A 23,841-nucleotide genomic window follows, 5' to 3' on the forward strand; every position below is an offset into this window, starting at 1 on the left:
TTCTCAATTTAATTCGCAGTGAAGAATACATAAATTGGCATTAAAGCAAATCCAACACTGATGATGATTGAATAAGCAATTCCAATGGTTTTGAACCATTTTATAAACTTCGGATGAAATAATCCTAATGTTCTTACAGCGCTGTAAATACCATGGATGAGGTGATAGCATAACGCAACCATTGATAAAACATAAATGATGACATACCACCATTCTTTAAAAACAGTTACTACAAGAATATAGAGGTCTTTATTTCCATTTTCATCCAAAGGTGGATTTCCGAATTTATAGATATACCAAAAATTTTGAAAATGAATCACCAGAAAAATTAATAATAATGTTCCGAGAATTCCCATATTTCGGGAAGCCCATTTACTGGCTCTTCCTCTTTTGTCAGATTGGTAAATTCCGCCTGATTTTTTGTTTTTTAACGTAATTATTAATCCGTCAATAGCATGAAGAATAATACTTGCATATAAAACGTAGGAGACGATTTTAATGACAATGTTTCCCGACAGAAAATGTGAATAGACATTAAACTGAAGATGGGCTTGCTCTTGCGGTAAAAAAAGCTGAAGATTCCCCAAAAAATGGATCAACAGAAAGAAGCTCAGGAATAATCCTGTAAGACACATCAGCATTTTTCTTGATAAGGTAGACAGCATGTTTTTTGTTTTTATGTTAGATAAAGGTTGGGAGATGGAAGATGGAAGTTTATGAAAAATGATGTTAATATGCACTAATAAAACCTCCAGCTTCCCTCTTCCAACTTCCCGCTTTTTAATAATATCCTAGAACTTTCATCCAAAGTCCGCCGACTCCCATGTAGATAATCAACAGGACAATTCCGATTTCCAAACCGCGAAGCCACCAAGCTTTTAAATCGACATATCCACTTCCAAAGAAAACTGGAGCAGGGCCATGACCGTAATGCGTCAACACACCATAAATTGATCCTAAAAATCCAAGCATCATAGCCAACAACATCGGAGGAATTCCCACTGCAACGCCAACTCCTAATAAGGCGGCGTACATTGCAGCAACGTGAGCTGTTGCACTCGCAAAAATATAATGGCTAAAGAAGTACACGAGAATAATTACAGGAAAAGCAACTGTCCATGTCATGTGCCCGATTTTAACTTTAATTAAATCACTAAACCATCCAATGAATCCCAATTCGTTGAGTGAACTCGCCATCATCACCAGAACGGCAAACCAAACTATGGTATCCCAAGCTCCTTTTTCAGATTTTACATCTTCCCAGGTCAATACTGATGTTAATAAAAGTAAGGTTAATCCAATGAAAGCGGTTGTGGTTGCATCAATTGATAATGCTCCACCAAAAATCCAAAGACCTAATAAAATGAAGAATGCTAATAACATCAACCATTCATTTTTAGAAATTGGTCCCATTTCTTTTAATTTTTGAGCGGCCATTTTGGGAGCATCGCTGGTTTTCTTTAATTCAGGTGGATATAATTTGTATAAAACTAATGGAACTACAAAAAACGCCACCAATCCCGGAACAAAACCTGCAGCAGCCCAAGACATCCATGTAATATTGATTCCTAAATTGGCCGCAAATTTCTGACACATCGGGTTACTTGCCGTGCCTGTTAAGAACATAGAAGATGAGATCAAATTCATGTAATAACTGTTTAATGTTAAAAATGAACCGAGCTTTCTATGAGTTTCAGGTTTTTCAGGAACGGAATCAAAACTTATCGCCATAGATTTCATGATCGGATAAATAATTCCGCCACCTCTTGCCGTATTACTCGGAATAGCGGGAGCTAAACAAACGTCTGCCAACCCTAATCCGTAAGCCAGTCCTAAAGAACTTTTACCGAAAATTCTGATGAATAAAAAGGCAATTCTGTTTCCTAAACCTGTTTTAATAAAGCCTCTTGCGATAAAGAATGAAATCCCGATCAGCCAGATTACTTTGTCTCCAAAGCCTGAAAGTGCTTTTGTGATTGATTTTCCTGCATCTCCAGGAGCTACAACTTGTGTTAAAGCTGTAAATCCGATAGCCATCATACACATGGTTCCCATCGGAGCTGCTTTTAAGATAATTCCTAAAATGGTGGCTGCGAAAATGGCAAATAAATGCCACGCATTTTCCGCAACGCCTTCCGGAGCAGGAATAAACCATATGATAAGGGCAACAGCAAAGGTGATTGCTATGGCTTTGATATTAATTTCTTTCATAATAGTTAGTTTTAATGATTAAAATCTACTTTGTACCTGAACAATGAATAGATTATTGTTGTATTGTGAGGTGTTTGCAATGCTGTGTTTGTAACGGTCGAATTGCACTCCGAGCTGAATTCTGGCGCCATAATTTTTCAAAAATTCTAATCCAAACATTGGAGTTATTGTTTGTCTTGGATTTGAATTTAATCTGAAATTGGTGTCCAAATACTCATAACGACAAGACAATTCGAAAGCACTTAAATTTCTATGATTGATTTCGTATCGTAAATTCGGAAGAAAGTAAGCTCCACGAATCAGGTATTCATCAGGATTATCTGGTCTGAGTTCTGGTGCAACGGCAAAATACAACGGATGATTGGTTCCCTGTTTTGCTTCCAGTTGCATATCTAAACTCCATTTTGAATCAAAATTGACTAATGAATTTAAATCAACTCCAACAGCATAAATTTTCTTTCCGAAAACCTCACCGATACCTCCATTTAAGCCTAGATTTAAATTATATTTTTTAGCTAAACCAAAAACTAATCGGCTTGAATATTGTTTCCCGTCATCGTTATCATTGACTTGATTTTTCCCGTTTCCATTCACAACAGAAATAGCGTATTGGAAAGGGATTTTACCTAATTCAAGTTGGCCTGTTGCGGAAATTCCGATTTGGAAGCTTGTCCAGCCTAATTTCCCGAATTCGGTGTATTGATTTGACCAGTCTAGCGATTTAATGATGTCGATAGGATAGGTTTCTTCAATACCGAACCAAGGTCTGAATTGTCCGACCGTAAAGGCTAATTTCGGATTGAAAGTGTATTTTAAGTAAGCATTTTCGAGAACTCTGCTTTTGGGATCGTTTTTGAAATCGGCTAAATTGGCCAAAGCAACAACTTCAGTTCGTTTGCTGATCTGCGCCCGAACCTGAACTCTCATGTATTTAATCATGAAATTATTATTGGTTCCCGAGCCGTCACTGTGATGAAGTCCGTTTACATCCACATCATTTTTCATTCCGACCAGATATCTTGCCTGAAACAGACCTTTTATCTGAAGAACAGGATATTTTACGTTGTCTTCGGTTTCTTGTTTAGCGTGCAGAGAGTCTGGAACCTGAGCTTTTGCTGAAAAATAAAACAGCATAAGACAAAGCAAGAGACTCATTTTTTTTGTTGAAAAAAAGGTCATAGAATTTGTGTTTAGTGAGTAGCATTATTTTTTTAAGCTAAGAATCTGAAGTTTACTGATCAGAACTCTTTTTAAGAGGAAATAAAGGGGAAGTTTTTCATATAATATTTTTTAGATTTAAGTGAAAATTAATCTTGAATTCTAATTATGTATTCAATGATTTTTAAATGTATTCTTGATTTGGTGATATAAATTTAATAATTTTTGTTTAATTAACATAAAATTTTCAAACTGTAATGTAAAATTCATGTGAATAATCAGTTATGATGAATTTAGAATAATTATTAGCTCTATTTTTAGTATATTATTAGTAAAAAGGCCTTTTAAAAATGAATAATGGAAATGTTTTTGTGCTGATTTCAAGGTGTTTTACGGAAGCTATCCTCCGCATTAACGATGCTTTAACGTTTTAAACATTTGGTACCACATCGTAATATTGCTTTAAAAAATTCGTTATATTTGATAGATTAAAGAATTATATGAATTTTGTAGATTGTCATGAAGAGCCCATACATATTCCTGGGTATATACAAAGTTTTGGGTATCTGATTGGCATTGATGTAGAATCTCATTCCATTACTTTTTTTAGCCAGAATATTTCCAACATTTTCAGTATTGAGAATGTTGAATTTCTTTTTGGCAAAAAAATAAATGACTTTCCTGAAATATTTAAAAGCATTATAGATTCTGACATTTATCATTCATTACATAAATTTACAAGAAGAGAAAACGAAACTTATTTTGATAAAATTTTCGTTGGTGAAAAGGAATATCATTTTTCGGTTTTCAGAAGTAAAAATCATATTTTTCTTGAATTTGAGCAAGTTTTAAAAAATCCGAACAAACGTATTTCGAATAAATACGATAATTTTTACATCATCGATAATGCACAGGAAATTTGGGAGCAATTATTAAGTACACTTTCAAAAATCGTGAATTATGACCGAATGATGGTGTATAAATTCATGTTAGACGGCTCAGGAAAGGTAATTGCAGAAAAAAGAAATAAAAATTTAGAAAGCTATTTGGGACTTCATTATCCCGAATCTGATATTCCGAGACAGGCGAGGGAATTATACATGAAGAAGAGGAAGAGAATTTTCAGTAATGTATATTCCGAAACTGTTCCAATTTTTAGCAAAACGAAACAAAATATTGATCTTACATTTACCGGATCTCGAGGTATGTCGCCTATTCATGGGCAGTATATCAAGAATTCCGGGGCGTCTTCAAGTTTCAGCGTGTCTATTATTATTGATGATAAACTTTGGGGTTTGGTGACATGTCAAAATTCTGAGGCGAAACATATTGACCTTGAAGACAGGGTTCAGGCAGGAATTTTCACGGCTTTGGCGTCCAATGCCTATTCATCATTTAAATCTAAAAAAGAGCTTGAGTTTCGTATAAGTTTAGAAGGAAAATCGTCTTATTTGAAATCGGATTTTCTGAGACATAACACGTTATTTGATTCTTTAATTGAAAATAAAAAAGAGATAAGAGAATTGCCTGAAGCTGATGGTTTGATCATTGTTTCTGATGAAGATATTGTAACGGATGGCGTAACGCCTGAACGTTCTGTCATTGGAAAAATCGTTAATTGGGCGCATGAAAATACGCAGGAAAGTCTGTACGTAAACCGTAGTTTCCTTAAAGAATATGGTGAGGAATTAGGCTTGAATGAAAATGCAGCAGGAATCATCATTTATTTTATCGAAAGAAGTAAAAACGAAATGCTGATCTGGTTCCGAAAAGAATTTGATGAACATATTAACTGGGCTGGAAATCCTGAAAAACAAATAGGTGTTTTTTCGCAAAACGGTGAAGAAAAACACATTATTTCTCCAAGAACTTCTTTTCAGACTTTTACAGAAAATATCAAAGGAAATTCCAGAAGGTGGAGTTCTAGAAATCTCAGTGCGATACAATCTGTACGTGATGTAATTCTGGAAACCTCTCATAAACAATACAATGCAATCAAAGAATTGAATAATCAATTGAGAAAAGTAAATGAAGAACTGGATAGTTTTTCTTACACGATTTCTCATGATTTGGGAACGCCTTTGACTGTGATGAAGCTTAATGCACAAATGCTTCTTTCTAATTTTGAAAAAACAGATAAGAATAAAAATAAACTGACTTCCATCATCGAAGAAATTGACGGAATGGCAGAAATGATGCACGATGTTCTACAACTGAGCCGTGCAAAACACAGCGAAATCGAGCTTGAAATAGTTCAGCCGGCAAATACCATTAAAAAGATCTCAGATAATGCTAAAATCACTTTCGAAAGTCCACAAAGTGAGATTGTCATTAAAGATTGTCCTGAGGTGTTGGCAGATAAAACGATGATGCATCAGGTGTTTTTAAATATCATTAATAATGCGGTGAAATATTCTTCACAACATGAGCGGCCTAGGGTTGAGATTGAAGGATTTGAAGAAGGTGAAAATATTATTTACAGAATTTCAGATAACGGAATCGGGATTCCTGAAGAGGATAAACACAAGATGTTTAAAATTTTCAATAGAATGGATAACGCGAAAAAATTTAAAGGAAATGGAGTAGGACTTTCCATTGTTCACAGGATTATGAACAGAATTGGAGGAAATGTTGATTATGAAAGCAATAAAGATGGTACAAGTTTCATTTTAACGTTCAAAAAACCTTAAATTTGGGAAACTTTTAAAACCTAAGTATGGTATCTGAATATCTTAAACAAAACACTGCAGAATATCACGATGCAGCAGAGAAACTTTTTAATTCTGAAAAAATTTTTAACAAGACTTTCACTTTAGAAGATTATAAAAAAATCATCAATACCAATTATTTGATGTTACTTCATTCTGAAGACAAAATATTCAGCAATCTTTCTGATAAATTTTCTGAGAAACTTCAATTGAATCAAAGAAAAAAACTTCCTCTTATCGAGAAAGATCTTCAAAGTTTATCATTGGAAAATCAAAATGCTTCTCATGATCTTGAATTCAGCAACGATTATGAGGCTTTAGGAGCAATGTACGTGATCGAAGGTTCTACTTTGGGTGGAAATGTGATTGCAAAACAGCTTTCTAAAACGGAAGGTTTTGATAACGTAACGTTTAATTTCTTCGGATGTTATCAGGAAAATACGGGACCAATGTGGAAAAATTTCAAAGAAGTTTTAGATACAGAAGTTACTGAGGAAAACTATAACGAAGTTTTATCAGGCGCTAAAAAACTATATACGTTTTTACTGAACGTAAACTAAGATCTTCCAAAAAAATAAATATTTACCTTAGTAGATAATATAAATTCCTGAAAGATTGCTCAATTTTTCAGGAATTGTTAAATTTGGGAGTCAAAAAATTGAAACTAAACAACAAATAAATTTAAATAAGTATACATTATGAAAGTAACTGTAGTAGGTGCAGGCGCTGTAGGAGCGAGTTGTGCAGAATACATCGCAATGAAAGACTTCTGTTCAGAAGTAGTTTTAGTAGACATTAAAGAAGGATTTGCGGAAGGTAAAGCAATGGATTTGATGCAGACAGCATCTCTTAACGGATTCGATACCAAAATTACCGGAACAACAGGAGATTACAGCAAAACTGCAGGTTCTCATGTAGCGGTTATCACTTCAGGGATTCCTAGAAAACCTGGAATGACAAGAGAAGAATTGATCGGTATCAATGCAGGAATCGTAAAAGACGTAACTGCAAACTTGGTAAAACATTCTCCAGAAGTAATCATTATCGTGGTTTCTAACCCAATGGATACTATGGCGTATTTGGTACACAAAACTTCAGGTCTTCCTAAGCACAAGATTATCGGAATGGGTGGTGCCTTGGATTCTGCAAGATTCCAATACAGATTGGCTGAAGCTTTAGAAGCTCCAATTTCTGACGTAAACGGAATGGTAATCGCTGCTCACAGTGATACTGGTATGCTTCCTCTATTGAGCAAGGCTACAAGAAACGGTGTTCCAGTAACTGAATTCCTTAGCGACGAGCAACAAAAATATGTAATCGAAGAAACTAAAGTTGGAGGTGCAACTCTTACTAAATTATTAGGAACTTCTGCTTGGTATGCGCCAGGTGCAGCTGTTTCTGTAATGGTTCAGGCAATTGCATGTGACCAAAAGAAAATGATCCCTTGTTCATTAATGCTTGAAGGTGAATACGGACAAAATGATATCTGCCTAGGTGTTCCTGCAATTATCGGGAAAAACGGTATAGAAAATATCGTTAACATCACATTGACTGCTGACGAGCAATTGAAATTCGCTGAAGCTGCTAATGCAGTAAGAGAAGTGAATGGTGATTTGAAGTTTTAATTTATTAGACTTTATATATTGAAACCGCGCCCGAAGGGCGCGGTTTTTTAGTTTATAGTTTAAATTTATTAGAAATCTTTTGTCTCCCTTTTTTTACACTAATTCATCAATTTTATTTTCAAATAGTAATATGACTCTTATGTGATTAACGATACTTTTTTTATGCATTAATTCTTTTTTCTATAGAAAAATTCAATTAAAAGTAATATTCAATAAGAAATTAATTCCTATCAATCTGATCTTCTCTATATTTTTTAGCATCTTCTAAAATTTGAGTATATGTTTTTCCTTCCAAAGGTTTGTGCTGAATTTTTCCTAGAATAAGATAAGCTGCCATTAGTTTGGCTTCATCATCATTTAATTTTTGCTCTTTTCCGATTGCTTTTAAATCTTGTTCCATTGTCGCATCGCTGTATTTTCTATCCATAGGATTTGAACAAGAAATGATAGTAAGTACTGACAAACACAGACTAATTTTTTTCATGGTTTTAATTTTTAATGATAAGATTTCAAAAATATATAAAATACTTTAGCGTGTAAGGTCGAAGATATTTTGTCTTATTGACAGATTCTGTTGAGGTCTGCGATTTTAAACTTGTAAGAAAAAAGCCAGCGCAAAAAAATTACGCCAGCTCGTCTATGAAATTTATATATTGAAACTTGCCGAATTAAACGACAGGAGTTTTCTGTATCATTTTATTAATTATTAAAAGTAGCAAAAGCCCCTTTTGTAGCTGCAAAGAAATTGTTGTATAATAAATTTGTATCTCCTACACGAACTTCATAAATATTTTCCTGAAGTGCTTTTACAAGATCGTTGGCGACATCAGAAGCCGGAATTCCGTTTTCTTTACCTCCAATTTCTGCGGAGAAATCTGTGGCAACCAAAGGCGGCATCAATTCAAAAACTTTCACATTGGTATCTTTTGCCAATTCGTATCTCAACAATCTTGTGTGAGAGTGAAGCGCTGCTTTCGAATCTGAATATGTTGGAAGATGAGATCCTGGAACGAAACCTACGATGGAAGAAACATTCACGATTGCCGCCTCGTTTTGTTCTTTTAACAGAGGAAGAAATTTTTCTGACAGTCTGATTGGCGCGAAATAATTGGTTGTAAATTCTGCCAATGCTTTGTCATGTGCATTTCCATCGTTTGCGATATTGTAAACGTAAGCGTTTCCAGCATTGTTGATTAAAATATTCAACCCTCCGAAAGTTGTTTTTACTTCTTCGAATAATCTGTTGACATCACTTTCATTCGTAATATCTGCCTGAATAGTGAATACATTTTCTAAATCTTTCGCTGCGGTGTCTAATTTTTCTTTGTTTCTTCCGACGATGATAATTTTATTTACCGGACTTAATGCTTTTGCAATTTCTAAACCGATCCCTGAACCTCCGCCAGTGATCAAAATTGTGTTGTCTGTAATGTTCATAATAATTTGTTTTTGTTTAATTATATTAAATTTAAATATTGTACTAATTGGTACAAAATATGAGAAAAAATTTTTAATCGAGTAATTTTAAGTTAAGTTCAATGATTGAAGTAAGAATTTGAGCTGAATTTTCCATACGTTTTGTAACGTGAATTCCGTTCCAGAGATTGGTAAGATGCCAAGCTAAAATTTCAGGGTCTTCTGAGCTTTTTATTTGTCCGTTTTTCTGTGCTTTATTAATAACTTCAGCAAAAAGTTGTTGTAGATTTTTTAAAATTTCTGCTGATATTTTTTTTATTGCATCATCTTTTTCAGAGAGTTGAACCAATGCATTTCCTAAATAACATCCTCGTTCTTTATCGCAGTCTGTACCGTTGGCTAATCCTAAAAATAGTTGTTTAATGAATTCTATTTCGTTGTCAGAATTTGCAATTCCCTCAGATAATTTTTGATGAAAGCTATCTGAAAACTGTTTGATAGAGCGAAGATATAATTCCTGTTTTCCTCCTTTAAAAGCCAAATAGAAGCTTCCTTTTCCGATTCCCATGGCATTCAATAATTCTTCTGCAGAGGCTATGTCGTAGCCTTTGTTTTTGAAAACTTCAGTCGCTTTTTCAATTGCCTGATTTTCGTCGAATATTTTTGGTCTGCCTGCCATTTCTTTATTTTGATGAGACAAAGGTATGTAATTGTACCAATTAGTACAAAATAAAATTTCGAATATCTTTTATAGTTTTTGTCGATAAAGTTTAGATAAGAAGTTCGTAGCTCATAAACAAAGCTGTTTCCGTAGAATCGTCATACAGTTTCGTATTGATTCCTGTAATCGTAAAACCTGCTTTCTGATAAAATTTGATAGCGGAATAATTTGTATTCTGGGTTTCCAGTTCTACGATTCGGCATTGTAGTTCTCTTGCTTCTCTATTAATATTTTTAATTAATAATTTACCAATATTTTGTCCTCGGAATTTCTCACTAATCAGCATATTTTCGATGAAAAGACTGTTGTTCCACTCTCTGAAATCACAGATAATCCAGCCGATCAATTCTTCATTTTCAAAGGCTCCGAAAGAATGTCCTTGCTCAATAATTGTATTAAGCTCGTTAATATCATCAGAAGTTGTTTCCCAGATTTTCCTGTAATGTTGATTTTTTTCTCTTAAATTAAATTCAAAAGTATTCCCGATTTCGATGCTTGAAACGGCGAAGATTTTATGAGTTTCATAACCATTCAATCCCCAATTGAGTGTTGGGTTGGAGTTGAGTTTTTGTAGTTTTTTGATCTTTATCATTAAGGGAGATGAGATTTTAGTTGATCATCAAGTTATTTTTAATATTTATAAATAAAATTCAAGCTTCAAAATTAATTATAATTTCACATTCCAAAACTTTCAAAACACGTAAATTTGCTCTCAATAAAAATTTACTAGATGCTTAGGAAAATTTCAATTGCGGCGGCGACTTTTCTGTCCGTAATTACAATCAATGCTCAGAAGAATAAAAATTCTCAATTAGAAAGACCTAAATTAGTTGTTGGTCTGGTGGTAGATCAAATGCGTTGGGATTATTTGTACCGTTTTTATAATAAATATGGAAATGATGGTTTCAAAAGGTTATTAGGGACGGGATATTCTCTAAATAATGTTCATATTCCTTACGTTCCTACGGTTACGGCTTTGGGGCATACTTCTATTTATACAGGCTCTGTTCCAGCGATTCACGGGATTGCAGGAAATGACTGGAATGATAAAGAAACCGGTAAAAATGTATATTGTACAGCAGATGAAAATGTTCAACCAGTAGGAACAACCAATGCAAAAGTGGGAAGCCATTCTCCGAAAAATCTTTGGTCTACAACGGTAACAGACGAATTAAGATTAGCAACCAATTTTCAGGGAAAGGTGATTGGGGTTTCTTTAAAAGACCGTGCATCAATTCTTCCTGCCGGACACACTCCGAATGGTGTTTTTTGGTTTGATGATTCTACAGGAAACTTTATCACCAGCACTTGGTATATGAATGATCTGCCGCAATGGGTAAAATCTTTCAACTCTCAAGGATTACCGGATAAATTGGTTGCAAATGGTTGGAATACTTTACTTCCGATCAATCAATATACAGAAAGTTCACCGGATAATTCTTCTTGGGAAGGGCTTTTAGGAAGTTCAAAAACACCTACTTTTCCTTACAGTAATTTAGCAAAAGATTATCAGGAGAAAAAAGATAACATCCGTTATACGCCTTTCGGAAATACTTTGACGTTGAAATTGGCTGAAGCTTCTGTGGAAGGTGAAAAATTAGGAGCCGATAATATTACGGATATGCTAGCGATCAATTTGGCTTCAACGGATTATGCCGGACATAAATTTGGACCTAATTCTATTGAGGTTGAAGATGTTTATTTAAGATTAGATCAAGATTTAGCAGAATTTTTTAATTATCTGGATTCAAAAGTTGGAAAAGGGGAGTATACGGTTTTCCTTTCTGCTGACCACGGTGCATCTCATTCTATAGGATTTTTAAAAGAACATAAGATCACGGCAGGTTTCTTTGGAGAAGGAATGGAAAAAGATATCAATGATAAACTGAAAGCTAAATTCGGAGTTGATAAATTGATCAATGCTGTTGATAATTACCAGGTTTATTTCGATAGAAAATTATTGAATGATAATAAACTTGAGTTAGATAATGTAATAGATTTTACCGTTAAAGAATTAGAAAAAGACCCTACAGTTTTATATGCAGTTTCTGTGACGAAAGTAGCTCAATCTACTATTCCGGAGCCTATCAAGCAAAGAATTATTAATGGAATTAACAGACAGAGAAGTGGAGATATTCAATTGATTTCTCACGATTCTATGCTTCCTCCATATGCGAAAACAGGAACCACACACAGTGTTTGGAATTCTTATGACTCTCACATTCCATTAATTTTTATGGGTTGGGGAATTCAGCATGGAGAAAGCAATAAACCGTATTTTATGACTGATATTGCGCCTACAGTTTCTTCATTATTAAAAATTCAGTTCCCAAGCGGAAATGTTGGAAATCCGATTACAGAAGTTATTGGAAGATAATTTTTGATTAAACATAAAAGAAAAACTCGCAGTAAATGCGAGTTTTTTTGTTAATAATTTTTACTAATTTATTTCTTTATGATCTTTATAGATTTATTGCTTCCAGTCTTTACCCCTTTAATATTGACAATATAAATTCCTGCAGGTTTATCTGATAGGAATACTTTTAATGTTTGGTCAGAGGTTGTGGTCTTGTATATTGTTTGTCCGACACTATTAGAAATTTCTACCTGATAATTATCTTTAACAGAACCTAGATTAACGGTTAATTCATCTTCAACAGGATTAGGATATACCGTTTGATCATTCATGCTATTTGTTATGTTTTTAATATCACTCATATCATCCTTTCCTGAACGTGCTGCACAATTTTTAGAATTCCAAGTAACTGTATTTGATGTAGTAGTACAACCATTCGATCCCGTTACTAGCAGCCTTGCCTGATTACCATTGATATAATTGGCAGAAACATTAGAAATTGTCATTGTAGGTGTCTTGGTACCCGAGAATGTGGCGTAGCTGGGTACATTTCCTTCAGGATAATTCCCCCAGGTACCGTTTGCATTTTGATATTGCCATTGGTAAGAAGCTCCTGAAGCCTGCGCGGTTAATTGTAAAGAACTTCCTACACAGGTGGTGGTAAGAGCTGCGGGTTGTGCAGTTATGCCTTCTGCTTGCCAGATTGCGGTATTGGAGGCAGTGGTACAGTCATTTTCACCATACACGAGCAGTCTTGCTTTGTTTGGATTGTTTATATAGTAATTTGAAATATTTGATATGGTCATTGTAGTTGTTTTAGTGCCTGAGAAAATGGCATAATTGGGTACATTACCTTCGGGATAATTACTCCAGCTACCGTCTGCATTTTGGAACTGCCACTGATAAGATGCTCCTGAAGCCTGTGCAGATAATTGTAATGAGCTTCCTACACAGGTTTTTGTTAAGGTTGCGGGTTGCGAGGTGATTCCACGAACTTTCCAAACCCATCCTTGAGTGTATGCCATGGTGCCATCTGCTTTTTTAACTGCTACTCTTGCTTTATTTGGAGCATTAATGTAGGTACTTGAGATATTGGATATGGTCATTGTAGATGTTTGTGAACCTGTAAATGTTGCATATCCAGATACGTTTCCTTCCGGATAATTGCTCCATGTTCCATCAGAATTTTCAAATTGCCATTGGTATGAAGCTCCTGAGATATTGCTATTTAATTGTAAAGAGCTGCCAACACATGTATAAACTGTACTAAAATCAATATTTATATTTGGAACACCATTTACATAAGAATATTTATAATATTCAAAAGTGCTTTCTCCATTTTGAAGTACAAGTTGTACGACTAAATAATAATTTTGATTTGTAAATTCTAATTCGCTAACCGGCATATTTACTGTAAAAGCGCCTCCGCTTGGAGTAACAGACCATGCAATGGAATTGTTTCCAGGGAATGGGTATTGGGTGGGATTTTGATATATGTTCACATCAGTTACCTGTCTGTTTGACTGAAATGTACCATAAAGAGTAAGTATACCATTGTTGAAGGCTGTCTGAAGACCAGTTAACCCCGCTGTATTTCCGTTATAGTAAGTAACACCCGGAGCATCTGCAAATACCTGACAGCTATTTAATACTGCGCATCCGGCACGATTAATGAATGTTGGTGATTTTCCTAATGTTGAATTGCCAAAAGACATCAAAGTGATACCTTTATTAGGATCATTATATTCAGTCTTTGTTTGTGCAGAATGTGGTAGATTAAGCCCGTGTCCCAGCTCGTGCATCATTCCTCCGAACCATTTGGTAAATGAATAATTATCAGTACCTAAATATTGAATATTAAACTGAGGATAATCTATAGCATAGCAATTTCTGCCTATTCCGAAAAAAGGTGCATCAGCAGTAGACTGATCTGTAACTGCAGTTATAACTAAGGTATGATCACTGGTTTTTAGAGTAGGATTGTTTGCGAAATAAGTTGCAATTTCCGTATCCATTGTAGTTCTGTTATTATAGGTATAACTTGTATGAGGACTAGCGCCGTGGATTACATTGATTTCTACATTATTTGGATTGATAGTCTCTGTAAAAAGGCCAAATGTTTTGGAGCCATATCCATTTTGTATCATATTTTGTTTGTAGAAGTTTTGTCCCCAAAGTAAAATAGCACTTAACCTCGTTTTGTAGGCGGGATCTAGCGGGATGTCATTTGGAACAAAATAAATGACATTAAGGTTATATGGCCTGGAGGATGAATAATTTACACCATTATAAGTATTAGTGTAAGATTGGGCATTCATATTTTGACTGAGTAGGGATATAAATAAAAATATCCATTTAATAAATTTTGCGTTTTTCATTTTTGTGTATGTTTAATAAAATATTTGTGTAGCAAATACGGTGCAAATTTCTATTTTATTCTAATAAAGAACAATTATTTTATAGTTGTTTTCAAATATTAATGAATATTGAACATTAATAGCGCGCTTATGTTGATTATATTCTAGTAATATTCAGTTTTGGATTAAATTATAAATTAAATTTTAATAATCAATGTTATGAGTTTATAATATGCTTAATTATAAGTGATTGTAATGGAAGATTTAATATTTAAACGATCGATTAGTGAAAAAGAAAACTCGCAATTACTGCGAGTTTTTAAAATAAATTATTACTATACTTTTTATATTAATAATATTTAGATTGTCTTATGATTTAATGAGCTTTTGAATTTCTCTCTGGTAATTTTGGTTTTGTCTTCTTATTTTCAGACTTAAATATGAAAAAAATGCTATTAGAATTAAGCTTATGGCAATAACTGCGATTGTAAGATATTTGTAATAATTTTTAATCTCACTGCTTTTCTTTACGGTTTCCTTATTGTGATTGTTGATAGAATGATTGATGGAAGTAAGTTCATTCTGCTCTCGTTTAAAGCGCATCTCAAAACACTTTTTATTGTAAGTCTGATAGAGATCCGGTCTTCCTATGGCGAGATAATTTTCAGACATTTCTTTATAAATTCCTTCGTTTAAGACAAGATCACCAGTGTTTTTACAGAGATTTTCAGCTTTAACTAAGAGATTTAAAGCGGTTTCGTTTTCATGTTTTTGTTTATGCATTTCGGCAAGACCTTTTAATGCAAATGCTTCTAAACTTTTAGCATTGCTTTTTTGAGCATAATTAATGGATTCCGAGAAGGCAGATTCTGCTTTTTCTGTCTGGTTGAGGTTGATGTAGCAATATCCGATGTTGTAATACACAACACTCATATTGGCAAACGTATTTTTTTTAGCCTTTACATTCTCGAAGTTTTTAATTGAAATCAGGAATTTTTCAAGCGCAATTTCAGAATTCGACTGGCTTTTATAAATCATACCGCGAATCGCATAACTTCTGGCTGTTTCAACCAGTTTTTCGGGAACGTTTTCGGGTAGTTTTTCAAGAAGAATATCAGCTTCATTGAGGGTTTCCAGACTTTTACTGAACAATTCCATCTGCTGATATTGTATTGCCACAGAAACCAAAACGTTGACCTGCATTTTGGGATCATTTGTTTTTTGAGCCAATTCTTTAGCTTTTAAGATGTATTGAAGCGATTCGTCAAAGTTTCTTTTGGCAATATTTGCGGTTGAAAGCAGTAAATAAATGGTAATAGATTTATTAATATCTTTTTCCTTTTTCAGGAGATTTTTAGCAATATTTATCGCTTTTTCGGGATTATCATAAATTTCCAGACGAGCTTTTTTCATCAGAGAATCATCAGAAATTTTTTGCCCATAAACAGCAATCTGACAGATCAAAAAAATGAATGCAAGTATTTTTAAAACTAATTTCATGATGCTCTGTTTTTGCTGATTTCCTGAATATAAACATTGGGAGACATTCCTGTCACAGATTTAAAAACGGTCGTAAACGCACTGTGAGAAGAGAATCCTGAAAATTCTGCGAGATAGCTTACCTTGTAATTAAGATAAGTGGAATCTGTCTTTAATAAATGAGCAATGTGGTTGATTCTCAATTCATTAATATATCCGTTGAAGTTTTTTCCTTTGGTAGTATTAATGACCTCAGAAAGATATTTGGTATTAACACCCATTTGAGCAGAAAGCATGGAAAGTGACATGTTTTTGTTTAAATATCGATCTGTGTGTTCCCAATCTTCCAGTTTTTGTAAAATTTCATCTTCTTTTTCTTTGGAAATTTTATTGGAGTCTTTTTCAATAATTTTATCAGCAATAATAATCGGTTCTTCTGTTTTTGGGACAATTATACGAATCGTCTGTTCCCATTTTTTCTGTTTTTCAAAGAAATCGATTTGCTTTTTCAGGTCTTTATTTCTTCGAGTTGCCATTAGAAAATAGGAAATTAAACCAATGATAATTAATGATATAACTGTTGTTAATGTCCAGAATTTCTTTGATTCATTTTGTTCTTGGAATTCAAGATTCTGGCTTTGATGATTTTCAACCAATTTTACAATATATCGGATTCCTTCTTTCGTGTTGGAATCTAATTTTGTTTTCAGATCAATATAAAGTTTGTTGTAATAATGATATTTTTCGTCATTATGAAGAGCAAGATAGCTTTTAGCTAAAGATTCATAAATTTTAATTTTTAATCCGTTGTAAGGAATATTTTCAATCTTCAACAATCCTTTTTCTAAGTTCTGAATTGATGAATTATAGTCTTCTTTAAGGAAGAAATAACGTGACAAATTTTCATATGCAAGTGCGTATAGAAAAGTATTATTTTCTTGATTATTAATGGTGTAAATGGTTTTTTCAAGTAGTTTTCTTGAGTCTTCCAGTTTATTTTGCCTCATTAAAAATGACGAACGAAAGATTTTGTTTTCAGTTCCAATAATCTTGTTTTCTTCATTTTTATCATTGATAAACTGATCACTTTTATCAAGGTTTTCTAATGCTGAAACATAGTTTCTATTAATCCCGAAATTAAGAGCCTGAAGTTGATACAATTTAGCAATCGTAATTTTTATCTTTGGATTTTCGCTTTTATTGAATAATTTATTGTCAGACAGAAGGTTAGAGATGATTTCCTGAGACTGATTATAAAGATCTAAGTTTTGATACTGATCAGCAAGATTATAATCTCCAAACATTTGCATAAAGTAAGAAAAGCTTTCTTTTTCTCCGTTTTCTTTTTGGCTTAAAATGTTCACAGACTGCACGTAATCTCCTTTCATAGCGTATGCTTGGGAGATTATATTTTGCAATACAATCTTATGTTCAATGCTCTGATCGCTGATGAGAAGACTTTGTGAATAGCTGATGCAGTCATCCGGGTTTTGATATAATTTCTGAAAAGCCTTATCCGCTAAAATATTAAAATCCGGGCCTGATTGTCCGTTTACAAAAACTGAAAAGAATAGAAGAGTCAACAGCTGAGCGTTACTTTTCAGCATTTTTTTGATCAATGATTTGTTTTTTATAGGTTTTTTTTCAATCTTTTTACGATCTGTCCTCAAAATAGAAATTTTATATATGTTTGTTTTTTAGAGATTTAAATATTTAGTTCTTTTAAATTTCACGAATTATGTAAGTCATTTTCTTTTCAATGAGTAAATATAATATTAATATTGTTTCCACCAATTCAAAATATTAATACCAAAGAAATATGAAAAATATTTATAAAATTTCAAGGAAAGCATTGTTAGCTTGTAGTTTGTTTGGATTTTCAGTGGCTGATGCACAGCTCACGGTAATGGCAACAGGTAATTATACTGTTGGCGGTATTTCTGATAACGGAATCGTAAGTATGCACACGAGCGGTGGAGATATTTTTAAATGGGACGCCGTAAATGGAATGGTTCAGATCGGAACATTAACCAATGGCTATCCCGCAGCAGGAAGAACGCTTATTTCCAGTGACAGAACAAAGATAGGTTCTTCAGCTACAAATGTGGCGACAAGTTTTAATGAGATTTCAACCTATAATGTAACAACTTCTACCTGGACGAATCAGGGCGGGCTTGTTCCTACAGGATGGGACGGAAGCGTAAGTTCAACTTGGGGAATGACACCCAACGGTAATACAATTGTAGGTTTGGGCTGGATTTCTGCGGCAAGCGCGCACGCCGTAAAATGGAATGCTCAGAATGGAGTAGTAGATCTCGGAAGTATGATTCCCGGAAGCAGCTCCAGAGCAAATGCTGTAAATACTGACGGAACTGTAATCGTTGGCTGGCAAGACGAATTTGACGGAACCAGAAGCGGTGCAAAATGGGTAAACGGAGTAGAAAGTTTTATTAAAGATAGTAATGGCGATAATGTAGGGGAAGCCGGAGATGTTTCGGCAGACGGAAATACAATTATCGGAACAGGTTATCCAGAACCTTATGTTTGGAACAGTGTGTCCGGACTTATATACATAACACATCCTAATTCCTCCGCTTTCTTCAGAGGTGGTGCGACCGGAATATCAGCTAACGGACAAACAGTGATTGGCTTTTTCAGGCCTTTCCCCGGACCGCCCATGACTGGAGAAGGCTTTATATGGACTCAGGCAGGAGGACGTGTTAATTTAAATGATTATGCCACGACGGTAGGTGTCAATACACAAGGTGTGACGATGTCTCTTCCGTTAGCAATATCTCAAGATGGTAAAAAGATTGCAGGAATAGGAATGAATTCCTCAAGTCAGACGGTTGCTTTTTATCTTCAGCTTCCGAATGACGTTCTTGCAACTAATGAAACAGTAAAAAATAAAACCAATGCATCAATTTATCCTAATCCGGTAAAAGATATTCTTTACATAAAAGGAGCCGGTAAAATTGAAAAAGCAGAAGTATACAATATGGTCGGTCAAAAAGTAATATCATTAAATTCCGTGCAAGATCAGGTTGACGTAGCATCTTTATCTAAAGGGAATTATATATTACAAATTCATGTGAAAGGGGAAGTTTCGCAGAGTTATAAATTCATCAAAGAGTAAAGTAAAATTAGACACTTAAAAAAAGACTGACCAAAAAACTCGCAGATTATTCTGCGAGTTTTGTTTTTTAACTAAAAATTTATTTCATTACAAATAAAAGGAGATCTTGGTGACCTCCTTTATGTTGAAATAGCTGTAATTAAGATCTATTATTAGAGTGGGGTTGCTACGATTTGTATCATATCATTGGTATTCCTTCCAAAGGTTGCTCTAAAAGCTTTACCAGCCTCTGCCAGCCCTAATAGTCGTAGTGTATAGTTTCCTGCAGGTAATGATAAAATAGAATTTGCGGATATATCTGAACCACTAAGTACTAGGGTAGAACTAACTGAATTTAAATGTATAAGAGAACCACTTCCAAAAGGCGTAGATAATGGAATTCCGGCAGGAGCTGCACTAAAATCGAATGAGAGCGTCATTCCTCTTGCTGAGCCATCAGTAAGTCCGAGATTGCTTCCAGAAATTGTGGCATTAGCCTGGACTGACGCACTAATATTTACCATAGAGGGTCTTGTGAGTGTAAATGCATAAGTACCTAAAGTTTGAGTAATTGCTGTACCTTCAGCGACATCCCGAAATGTAGTTGGGATCTGATCGCCTAAAGTTCCTCCTACAAGGAATTGTGGAGAGTTATTGGCTACCTTAAGTTCACCCGTAGAATTATCTCTTACCATTGCTGAGAAGTTGGAGCCCGTTGCAGTATTTGCAGCCCTTAGTTTCATATTTCCGTTAACGTCTAATGTTGCAGTTGGATTTGCTGTATTAATACCAACCTGTGCGATTGCAAGCGAAGTGCTACTCAATACGAGTAGTACGGTAGATTTAATTTTTTTCATTGTGCTTTTTTGATTTTTAATTAAAAAATTTCAGATAACGAAATTCAAAATTATCTGCTGTAAAAGCAAAACAAAATTCAAAAAAAAACAATTTATTGCGTTATTCATCAGATGGAGAGAGTTTTCTTTAAAATAAATCTAAATTAAATGAATTTTAACAAATGTTATAAAGATAAAATTCAAACAAGTGTTTAGGTTTAAAAAAGAGTCAGGAAAAAAGAGTTTTCGAAGTTTTAAAGCAAAAAACTCGCAGATTATTCTGCGAGTTTTGTTTTTATAACGAAATTTTTATTTTATCAGAAGTAAAAGGAAATCTTGATGACTTGCTTTCATATAATATTAGGTATGATTACATTAAAAATGTCAAAGTTCGGGTGATTTCAGTAAGTATTATGGAGTAATGATCTCTGTTTTCTTTGGAGATACAGAGGTATTTACTTTATTTACAGATACATCCACATCACCCAGGACTCCAGTCGCGACAACAACTTTTGCTTTATTTTCTGATGGATTTTTTGTAGATATAGTATTGTAGGATACTTCTAATTCTCCAACTGAAGGTTTTGCATTAGTGATGATCTTTGTCGTGGAAGTAGGCGTTTGGACAGATGGACTTGTAGAATAATCATTCACAGATACATCCAGACCTGATGGTTCGGTATTTCTGTGGTTGACTGTCTGTGCGGTTCCCCATGAAACAACACTTACTAAAAGTATGGTTGCTAAAATATTTTTTTTCATTGTTTGCTTATTGTATTGGTGTTGCTTTTATTTGAAAATTATCACTATTACCATTACCTAAAGTTATTCGGAAAGCTTGTGTGCTAGCTCCGGCTCCGATTAAACTCACTGTATAATTACCTGCGGGTAATGATAAATTAGAAATAGAGGTTGTATAGTAAGAGCCAAAAACACTACCATTAGTACCGGAAACATTTGTAAATGATTGTGAAGATGTGCCAAAGATAGTATTGGTTGGTATACCTGCAGGAGCTGAGGTAAAGTTAAAATATATTTGACCCATTTTTACGGAACCATCTGTTAAAGTAGTATTGCTTGTAGTAGCAAAACTTAAAGAAACATTAGCATTAAACTCTACAATAGATGGTCTGTCTAATGTAAAACTTCTTGTAGCTAAGGTCGCACTGGCATATTGATTTCCAGTAGTAGTTCCACCAATAATATCTAATGATACTCCTGTGATCTGATCACCTATAGATCCTCCCACAAGCATAGATGTAGGGGCAGATACTTTAAGCTCTCCTGTAGAATTATCTCTTACGACCGTAGAAAATCCGGTACTTCCGGTTGCAGTATTTGCAGTTCCTAATATCATATTTCCTTGAAGATCTAATTTGGCACCAGGAGCAGCAGTTCCAATACCTATCCTGTCATTAGTTCCGTTTACAGAAAAAGTAGTTCCGTCTACAGAGAACGCATTGGCAATATTAGCATTGTTAAAAGCCAGTGAAAAACCTCCTTGGTCTACCGTTCTTGTACTGTTGAGTGCTCCGTTAGAGTTGTAGATATTGAGATTGGTTCCTGTAGGTGAAGTTAATTTGACCCAAAGAGTACCATCGAAGTAATAATAACCTGTAGCATCTACATTTGCAGTGGTTCCTCCTGTCCCTCCTGTGGCTATGTTGTTGATGTAGATTAAAGTAGAAGTGGGAACTCCTGTCATACTTTGGGCTCTCTGTTTGTCTACTCTTGGAACAAGAAGACCATCTACATTAGAAGTTGTACCCGTTGCATTTTTGGCAGTAATATCCATTGTTGCTGTAGGATTTGAAGTATTAATACCAATTTGTGCCGTAATTATTGAAGTTGTTCCTAAAAGAATACTTAGGAATAAAACTTTTTTTTTCATCATTGTTTTTATTTTATTTAATTTTCCGTGTTTTGTATTGCAAAGAGATTCAAAATAATATAAATTTCCAAAAATAGAGTATACCATTGATATACCACTTTTATGTAATTGATTGTTTTACAGTGTTTTATTTTTATTTATCATTGTGAGATTCATTAATTATTAATAAATAGTTTCTATACCTACCTATTTATGTTTGAATGTTTATTTACTATCAACTTGAAGAAAGTATTTTATCTTTCATTAATATCATTATATTTTTCTAGTTTCTGGGCGCAGAATTTATAAATTATTTTATATTTAGCAAATAAATTATCTAAAGTTTATTAATGTTTAAGTAATATTTAATTTGTGTTAATTTTATTCTGTTTTTGTTGAATAGTTGATTTGTTTTATTTTTCTGCCCCTATTTATTTGTTTACTCGTAATGCAGTCTTATGACCGTTACCAAGATTTGAACTTGTGAGAGGCTATCATCCTAGTAAATAAAAAAAACACTGTCTTATGTTATGACAGTGTTGTATTTATTAAGTGAAGTTTGTTGTAATTATTCTTCTTCTTGAGTTTCCTCGTCTTCATATTGCTCCAGATAATAACTGAAAGTAAAACCTTCCAATTCTTCCTCAATCTCTTCTAAAGTCGTTAGCATATCTTCGAAACTTTCAAGTTGATCTACAGTCATGTTCACAAATTCGATGTGAAGAGGCATTTCCAATTCTCCTGTAATCACATCGGAAAGGGCATCCAAATTATCCCCAAAATGGTCAGGAAGAGTAATTTTTTCTTTTAATTGTGCGTAAAAATCTTCATCATCACCAATGTCGGTGAAATCTATATATATTGTCTTCATATTGAACTAAATTTCCAGTTTTTATTTATTAAAAAAGTCTTGCATTTATTGCAAAAATCAGTTTCTTCATTGGTTGGATTTTTACCTTCTGCATCTCTCATAAAACACATTTTTTCGGGGCAATGTTTTAATCCTTGTGTATGCCCAAGCTCATGAATCGCTATTTTGAAAAACTGCTCGTCCTGATTTTCTTTGCTTAATCTGAATTTTGATGCAACACAGGCTTTTCCGGGTCTGTAGCCTAATCCCATTATCCCGAAATCTTTAACCTTTCCTTTTGTTACACTAATATCTTTTGAGGTTAAACCTATTGTAACAAAGCCTTCTTTTGTTCTTTGATCTAAAAATTTAATAATAGAATCTGCCCTGTAGCGGTTTCTTTTTTTGTAATAAGCATTTGCGGGAAGGGCTATGGCATCCAAAACTTTTACATTTGGATAAACCTTTTTGATTTCCTCTGTTACAACTTTTACATTTTCAGGTTTGAAATCTTTGAAAGGCTGAATTAATATCATCATCGGCTGATTTTCCTTTACTATTTTCTGTTGCTTTTCAGAACATGAAATAATAAAGGTTAAACATAATGCTAGTAAGTAAAAACTACTGCTTTTCAAAACTTTTATAATGGTTTTTAGTAAGATAAACATCTCCGTTTTTGGTGAAAATAATTCGGTCTGCATTTCTGTTTCCGCAGTTGTAATTTACATCAGCTTCAAAATATTTTTCATCTTTTGGCAGACTTCCTTCTCTGTTATTAAATTTATCTCCACCAATTGCTTTTCCGGGTAAAACATCACAAAGGTTTCCTTTTGACGGATCCCAGCCTTGTTTTCTGGCTTCGTTTTTTGTGATATAATAATCCGGAAGTCGATGATTTTGTTTCACATAACTAATAACCGTTTTATCTTTTGTTGATTGATCAATCGGCTGTTGATTCGAAGAATTATTACCCGAATTTTGACTGTCCGCACTACTGTAATTAACAGTCTCTGTTTTTACAGTGTTTGAATTATCTTTTTTATCAGCAATAAAATTATTGTAAATGTACATCGCAGACATCCCAAAAAGAAGTCCGAGACAGATAAAAAATAAAGACCTTGTTTTACTATTCATGATTT

The 23,841-nt window shown here is 33.9% G+C and carries 21 protein-coding genes; 5 read left to right on the plus strand and 16 right to left on the minus strand.

Going from position 1 to position 23,841, the window contains the following annotated elements; all coding sequences use genetic code 11:
• Positions 1-8: 8 nt before the first annotated feature.
• From A0O34_RS14445 to A0O34_RS14455, 3 genes are all read right to left on the minus strand, one after another.
• On the minus strand, positions 9-665 hold the full coding sequence (locus A0O34_RS14445; protein WP_066755803.1) for a succinate dehydrogenase cytochrome b subunit: 657 nt from the start codon (positions 663-665) through the stop codon (positions 9-11).
• Between the two features lie 115 nt (positions 666-780).
• Entirely contained in the window at positions 781-2,211 is a 1,431-nt protein-coding gene (locus A0O34_RS14450; protein ID WP_066755806.1) for an anion permease, read from the minus strand.
• Positions 2,212-2,229: 18 nt separating this feature from the next.
• On the minus strand, positions 2,230-3,366 hold the full coding sequence (locus A0O34_RS14455; RefSeq protein ID WP_066755811.1) for a porin: 1,137 nt from the start codon (positions 3,364-3,366) through the stop codon (positions 2,230-2,232).
• A gap of 503 nt (positions 3,367-3,869) precedes the next feature.
• Here A0O34_RS14455 and A0O34_RS14460 point away from each other — a divergent pair.
• The 3 genes from A0O34_RS14460 to A0O34_RS14470 all read left to right on the plus strand — a co-directional run bounded on the left by A0O34_RS14460 (position 3,870) and on the right by A0O34_RS14470 (position 7,702).
• Positions 3,870-6,059: an ATP-binding protein gene (locus A0O34_RS14460; protein ID WP_066755814.1), complete on the plus strand. Its 2,190-nt coding sequence runs from the start codon at positions 3,870-3,872 to the stop codon at positions 6,057-6,059.
• 26 nt (positions 6,060-6,085) lie between these two features.
• Entirely contained in the window at positions 6,086-6,637 is a 552-nt protein-coding gene (locus A0O34_RS14465; protein WP_066755824.1) for a biliverdin-producing heme oxygenase, read from the plus strand.
• A 138-nt stretch (positions 6,638-6,775) separates the two neighbouring features.
• A complete protein-coding gene (locus A0O34_RS14470) occupies positions 6,776-7,702 on the plus strand; it encodes a malate dehydrogenase (RefSeq protein ID WP_066755825.1) in 927 nt (308 codons plus the stop codon).
• A gap of 220 nt (positions 7,703-7,922) precedes the next feature.
• Here the strand turns inward: A0O34_RS14470 and A0O34_RS14475 are convergent, their stop codons facing one another.
• The 4 genes from A0O34_RS14475 to A0O34_RS14490 all read right to left on the minus strand — a co-directional run bounded on the left by A0O34_RS14475 (position 7,923) and on the right by A0O34_RS14490 (position 10,431).
• Positions 7,923-8,186: a hypothetical protein gene (locus A0O34_RS14475; RefSeq protein ID WP_157886024.1), complete on the minus strand. Its 264-nt coding sequence runs from the start codon at positions 8,184-8,186 to the stop codon at positions 7,923-7,925.
• 215 nt (positions 8,187-8,401) lie between these two features.
• The gene (locus tag A0O34_RS14480) at positions 8,402-9,139 is read right to left on the minus strand and encodes an SDR family oxidoreductase (protein WP_066755831.1); all 738 of its coding nucleotides are present in this window, start codon (positions 9,137-9,139) and stop codon (positions 8,402-8,404) included.
• A 73-nt stretch (positions 9,140-9,212) separates the two neighbouring features.
• Positions 9,213-9,797, minus strand: a complete 585-nt coding sequence (locus tag A0O34_RS14485) for a TetR/AcrR family transcriptional regulator (RefSeq protein WP_066755834.1) — start codon at positions 9,795-9,797, stop codon at positions 9,213-9,215.
• A gap of 91 nt (positions 9,798-9,888) precedes the next feature.
• On the minus strand, positions 9,889-10,431 hold the full coding sequence (locus tag A0O34_RS14490; RefSeq protein WP_066755837.1) for a GNAT family N-acetyltransferase: 543 nt from the start codon (positions 10,429-10,431) through the stop codon (positions 9,889-9,891).
• 138 nt (positions 10,432-10,569) lie between these two features.
• Between A0O34_RS14490 and pafA the strand changes: the two genes are divergently transcribed.
• Positions 10,570-12,216, plus strand: coding sequence for an alkaline phosphatase PafA (gene pafA, locus A0O34_RS14495; RefSeq protein WP_066755840.1), 1,647 nt, complete (start codon positions 10,570-10,572; stop codon positions 12,214-12,216).
• A 68-nt stretch (positions 12,217-12,284) separates the two neighbouring features.
• Here pafA and A0O34_RS14500 read toward each other — a convergent pair whose 3' ends face one another.
• From A0O34_RS14500 to A0O34_RS14510, 3 genes are all read right to left on the minus strand, one after another.
• The gene (locus tag A0O34_RS14500; protein WP_082891169.1) at positions 12,285-14,573 is read right to left on the minus strand and encodes a T9SS type A sorting domain-containing protein; all 2,289 of its coding nucleotides are present in this window, start codon (positions 14,571-14,573) and stop codon (positions 12,285-12,287) included.
• Between the two features lie 348 nt (positions 14,574-14,921).
• The gene (locus tag A0O34_RS14505) at positions 14,922-16,052 is read right to left on the minus strand and encodes a tetratricopeptide repeat protein (protein ID WP_066755846.1); all 1,131 of its coding nucleotides are present in this window, start codon (positions 16,050-16,052) and stop codon (positions 14,922-14,924) included.
• Positions 16,049-17,638, minus strand: a complete 1,590-nt coding sequence (locus A0O34_RS14510) for a helix-turn-helix transcriptional regulator (RefSeq protein ID WP_228394298.1) — start codon at positions 17,636-17,638, stop codon at positions 16,049-16,051. The genes A0O34_RS14505 and A0O34_RS14510 overlap by 4 nt, the downstream gene beginning before the upstream one ends.
• Before the next feature lie 212 nt (positions 17,639-17,850).
• Here A0O34_RS14510 and A0O34_RS14515 point away from each other — a divergent pair, with 212 nt between their 5' ends.
• Positions 17,851-19,167 (plus strand): T9SS type A sorting domain-containing protein, encoded by a 1,317-nt coding sequence (locus tag A0O34_RS14515; RefSeq protein ID WP_066755851.1) that lies wholly within the window; start codon positions 17,851-17,853, stop codon positions 19,165-19,167.
• A gap of 152 nt (positions 19,168-19,319) precedes the next feature.
• Here A0O34_RS14515 and A0O34_RS14520 read toward each other — a convergent pair whose 3' ends face one another.
• From A0O34_RS14520 to A0O34_RS14545, 6 genes are all read right to left on the minus strand, one after another.
• Positions 19,320-19,970: a hypothetical protein gene (locus A0O34_RS14520; RefSeq protein ID WP_157886025.1), complete on the minus strand. Its 651-nt coding sequence runs from the start codon at positions 19,968-19,970 to the stop codon at positions 19,320-19,322.
• A gap of 423 nt (positions 19,971-20,393) precedes the next feature.
• Positions 20,394-20,744, minus strand: coding sequence for a hypothetical protein (locus tag A0O34_RS14525; RefSeq protein ID WP_066755854.1), 351 nt, complete (start codon positions 20,742-20,744; stop codon positions 20,394-20,396).
• Between the two features lie 7 nt (positions 20,745-20,751).
• On the minus strand, positions 20,752-21,876 hold the full coding sequence (locus A0O34_RS14530) for a hypothetical protein (RefSeq protein ID WP_157886026.1): 1,125 nt from the start codon (positions 21,874-21,876) through the stop codon (positions 20,752-20,754).
• Positions 21,877-22,420: 544 nt separating this feature from the next.
• Positions 22,421-22,723 (minus strand): barstar family protein, encoded by a 303-nt coding sequence (locus tag A0O34_RS14535; RefSeq protein ID WP_066755859.1) that lies wholly within the window; start codon positions 22,721-22,723, stop codon positions 22,421-22,423.
• Entirely contained in the window at positions 22,720-23,241 is a 522-nt protein-coding gene (locus tag A0O34_RS14540) for a matrixin family metalloprotease (RefSeq protein WP_157886027.1), read from the minus strand. The genes A0O34_RS14535 and A0O34_RS14540 overlap by 4 nt, the downstream gene beginning before the upstream one ends.
• Positions 23,242-23,323: 82 nt before the next feature.
• Positions 23,324-23,836: a ribonuclease domain-containing protein gene (locus A0O34_RS14545; protein ID WP_066755867.1), complete on the minus strand. Its 513-nt coding sequence runs from the start codon at positions 23,834-23,836 to the stop codon at positions 23,324-23,326.
• Positions 23,837-23,841: the final 5 nt, after the last annotated feature.

The organism is Chryseobacterium glaciei (assembly GCF_001648155.1).
Taxonomy (GTDB): domain Bacteria; phylum Bacteroidota; class Bacteroidia; order Flavobacteriales; family Weeksellaceae; genus Chryseobacterium; species Chryseobacterium glaciei.

Excerpts from the sequence above, each read along its gene's own strand:
- A0O34_RS14445 (WP_066755803.1), bottom strand. The coding sequence starts at position 665 with ATGCTGTCTACCTTATCAAGAAAAATGCTGATGTGTCTTACAGGATTA.
- A0O34_RS14450 (WP_066755806.1), bottom strand. The coding sequence starts at position 2,211 with ATGAAAGAAATTAATATCAAAGCCATAGCAATCACCTTTGCTGTTGCC.
- A0O34_RS14455 (WP_066755811.1), bottom strand. The coding sequence starts at position 3,366 with ATGAGTCTCTTGCTTTGTCTTATGCTGTTTTATTTTTCAGCAAAAGCT.
- A0O34_RS14460 (WP_066755814.1), top strand. The coding sequence starts at position 3,870 with ATGAATTTTGTAGATTGTCATGAAGAGCCCATACATATTCCTGGGTAT.
- A0O34_RS14465 (WP_066755824.1), top strand. The coding sequence starts at position 6,086 with ATGGTATCTGAATATCTTAAACAAAACACTGCAGAATATCACGATGCA.
- A0O34_RS14470 (WP_066755825.1), top strand. The coding sequence starts at position 6,776 with ATGAAAGTAACTGTAGTAGGTGCAGGCGCTGTAGGAGCGAGTTGTGCA.
- A0O34_RS14475 (WP_157886024.1), bottom strand. The coding sequence starts at position 8,186 with ATGAAAAAAATTAGTCTGTGTTTGTCAGTACTTACTATCATTTCTTGT.
- A0O34_RS14480 (WP_066755831.1), bottom strand. The coding sequence starts at position 9,139 with ATGAACATTACAGACAACACAATTTTGATCACTGGCGGAGGTTCAGGG.
- A0O34_RS14485 (WP_066755834.1), bottom strand. The coding sequence starts at position 9,797 with ATGGCAGGCAGACCAAAAATATTCGACGAAAATCAGGCAATTGAAAAA.
- A0O34_RS14490 (WP_066755837.1), bottom strand. The coding sequence starts at position 10,431 with ATGATAAAGATCAAAAAACTACAAAAACTCAACTCCAACCCAACACTC.
- pafA (WP_066755840.1), top strand. The coding sequence starts at position 10,570 with ATGCTTAGGAAAATTTCAATTGCGGCGGCGACTTTTCTGTCCGTAATT.
- A0O34_RS14500 (WP_082891169.1), bottom strand. The coding sequence starts at position 14,573 with ATGAAAAACGCAAAATTTATTAAATGGATATTTTTATTTATATCCCTA.
- A0O34_RS14505 (WP_066755846.1), bottom strand. The coding sequence starts at position 16,052 with ATGAAATTAGTTTTAAAAATACTTGCATTCATTTTTTTGATCTGTCAG.
- A0O34_RS14510 (WP_228394298.1), bottom strand. The coding sequence starts at position 17,638 with ATGCTGAAAAGTAACGCTCAGCTGTTGACTCTTCTATTCTTTTCAGTT.
- A0O34_RS14515 (WP_066755851.1), top strand. The coding sequence starts at position 17,851 with ATGAAAAATATTTATAAAATTTCAAGGAAAGCATTGTTAGCTTGTAGT.
- A0O34_RS14525 (WP_066755854.1), bottom strand. The coding sequence starts at position 20,744 with ATGAAAAAAAATATTTTAGCAACCATACTTTTAGTAAGTGTTGTTTCA.
- A0O34_RS14530 (WP_157886026.1), bottom strand. The coding sequence starts at position 21,876 with ATGATGAAAAAAAAAGTTTTATTCCTAAGTATTCTTTTAGGAACAACT.
- A0O34_RS14535 (WP_066755859.1), bottom strand. The coding sequence starts at position 22,723 with ATGAAGACAATATATATAGATTTCACCGACATTGGTGATGATGAAGAT.
- A0O34_RS14540 (WP_157886027.1), bottom strand. The coding sequence starts at position 23,241 with ATGATGATATTAATTCAGCCTTTCAAAGATTTCAAACCTGAAAATGTA.
- A0O34_RS14545 (WP_066755867.1), bottom strand. The coding sequence starts at position 23,836 with ATGAATAGTAAAACAAGGTCTTTATTTTTTATCTGTCTCGGACTTCTT.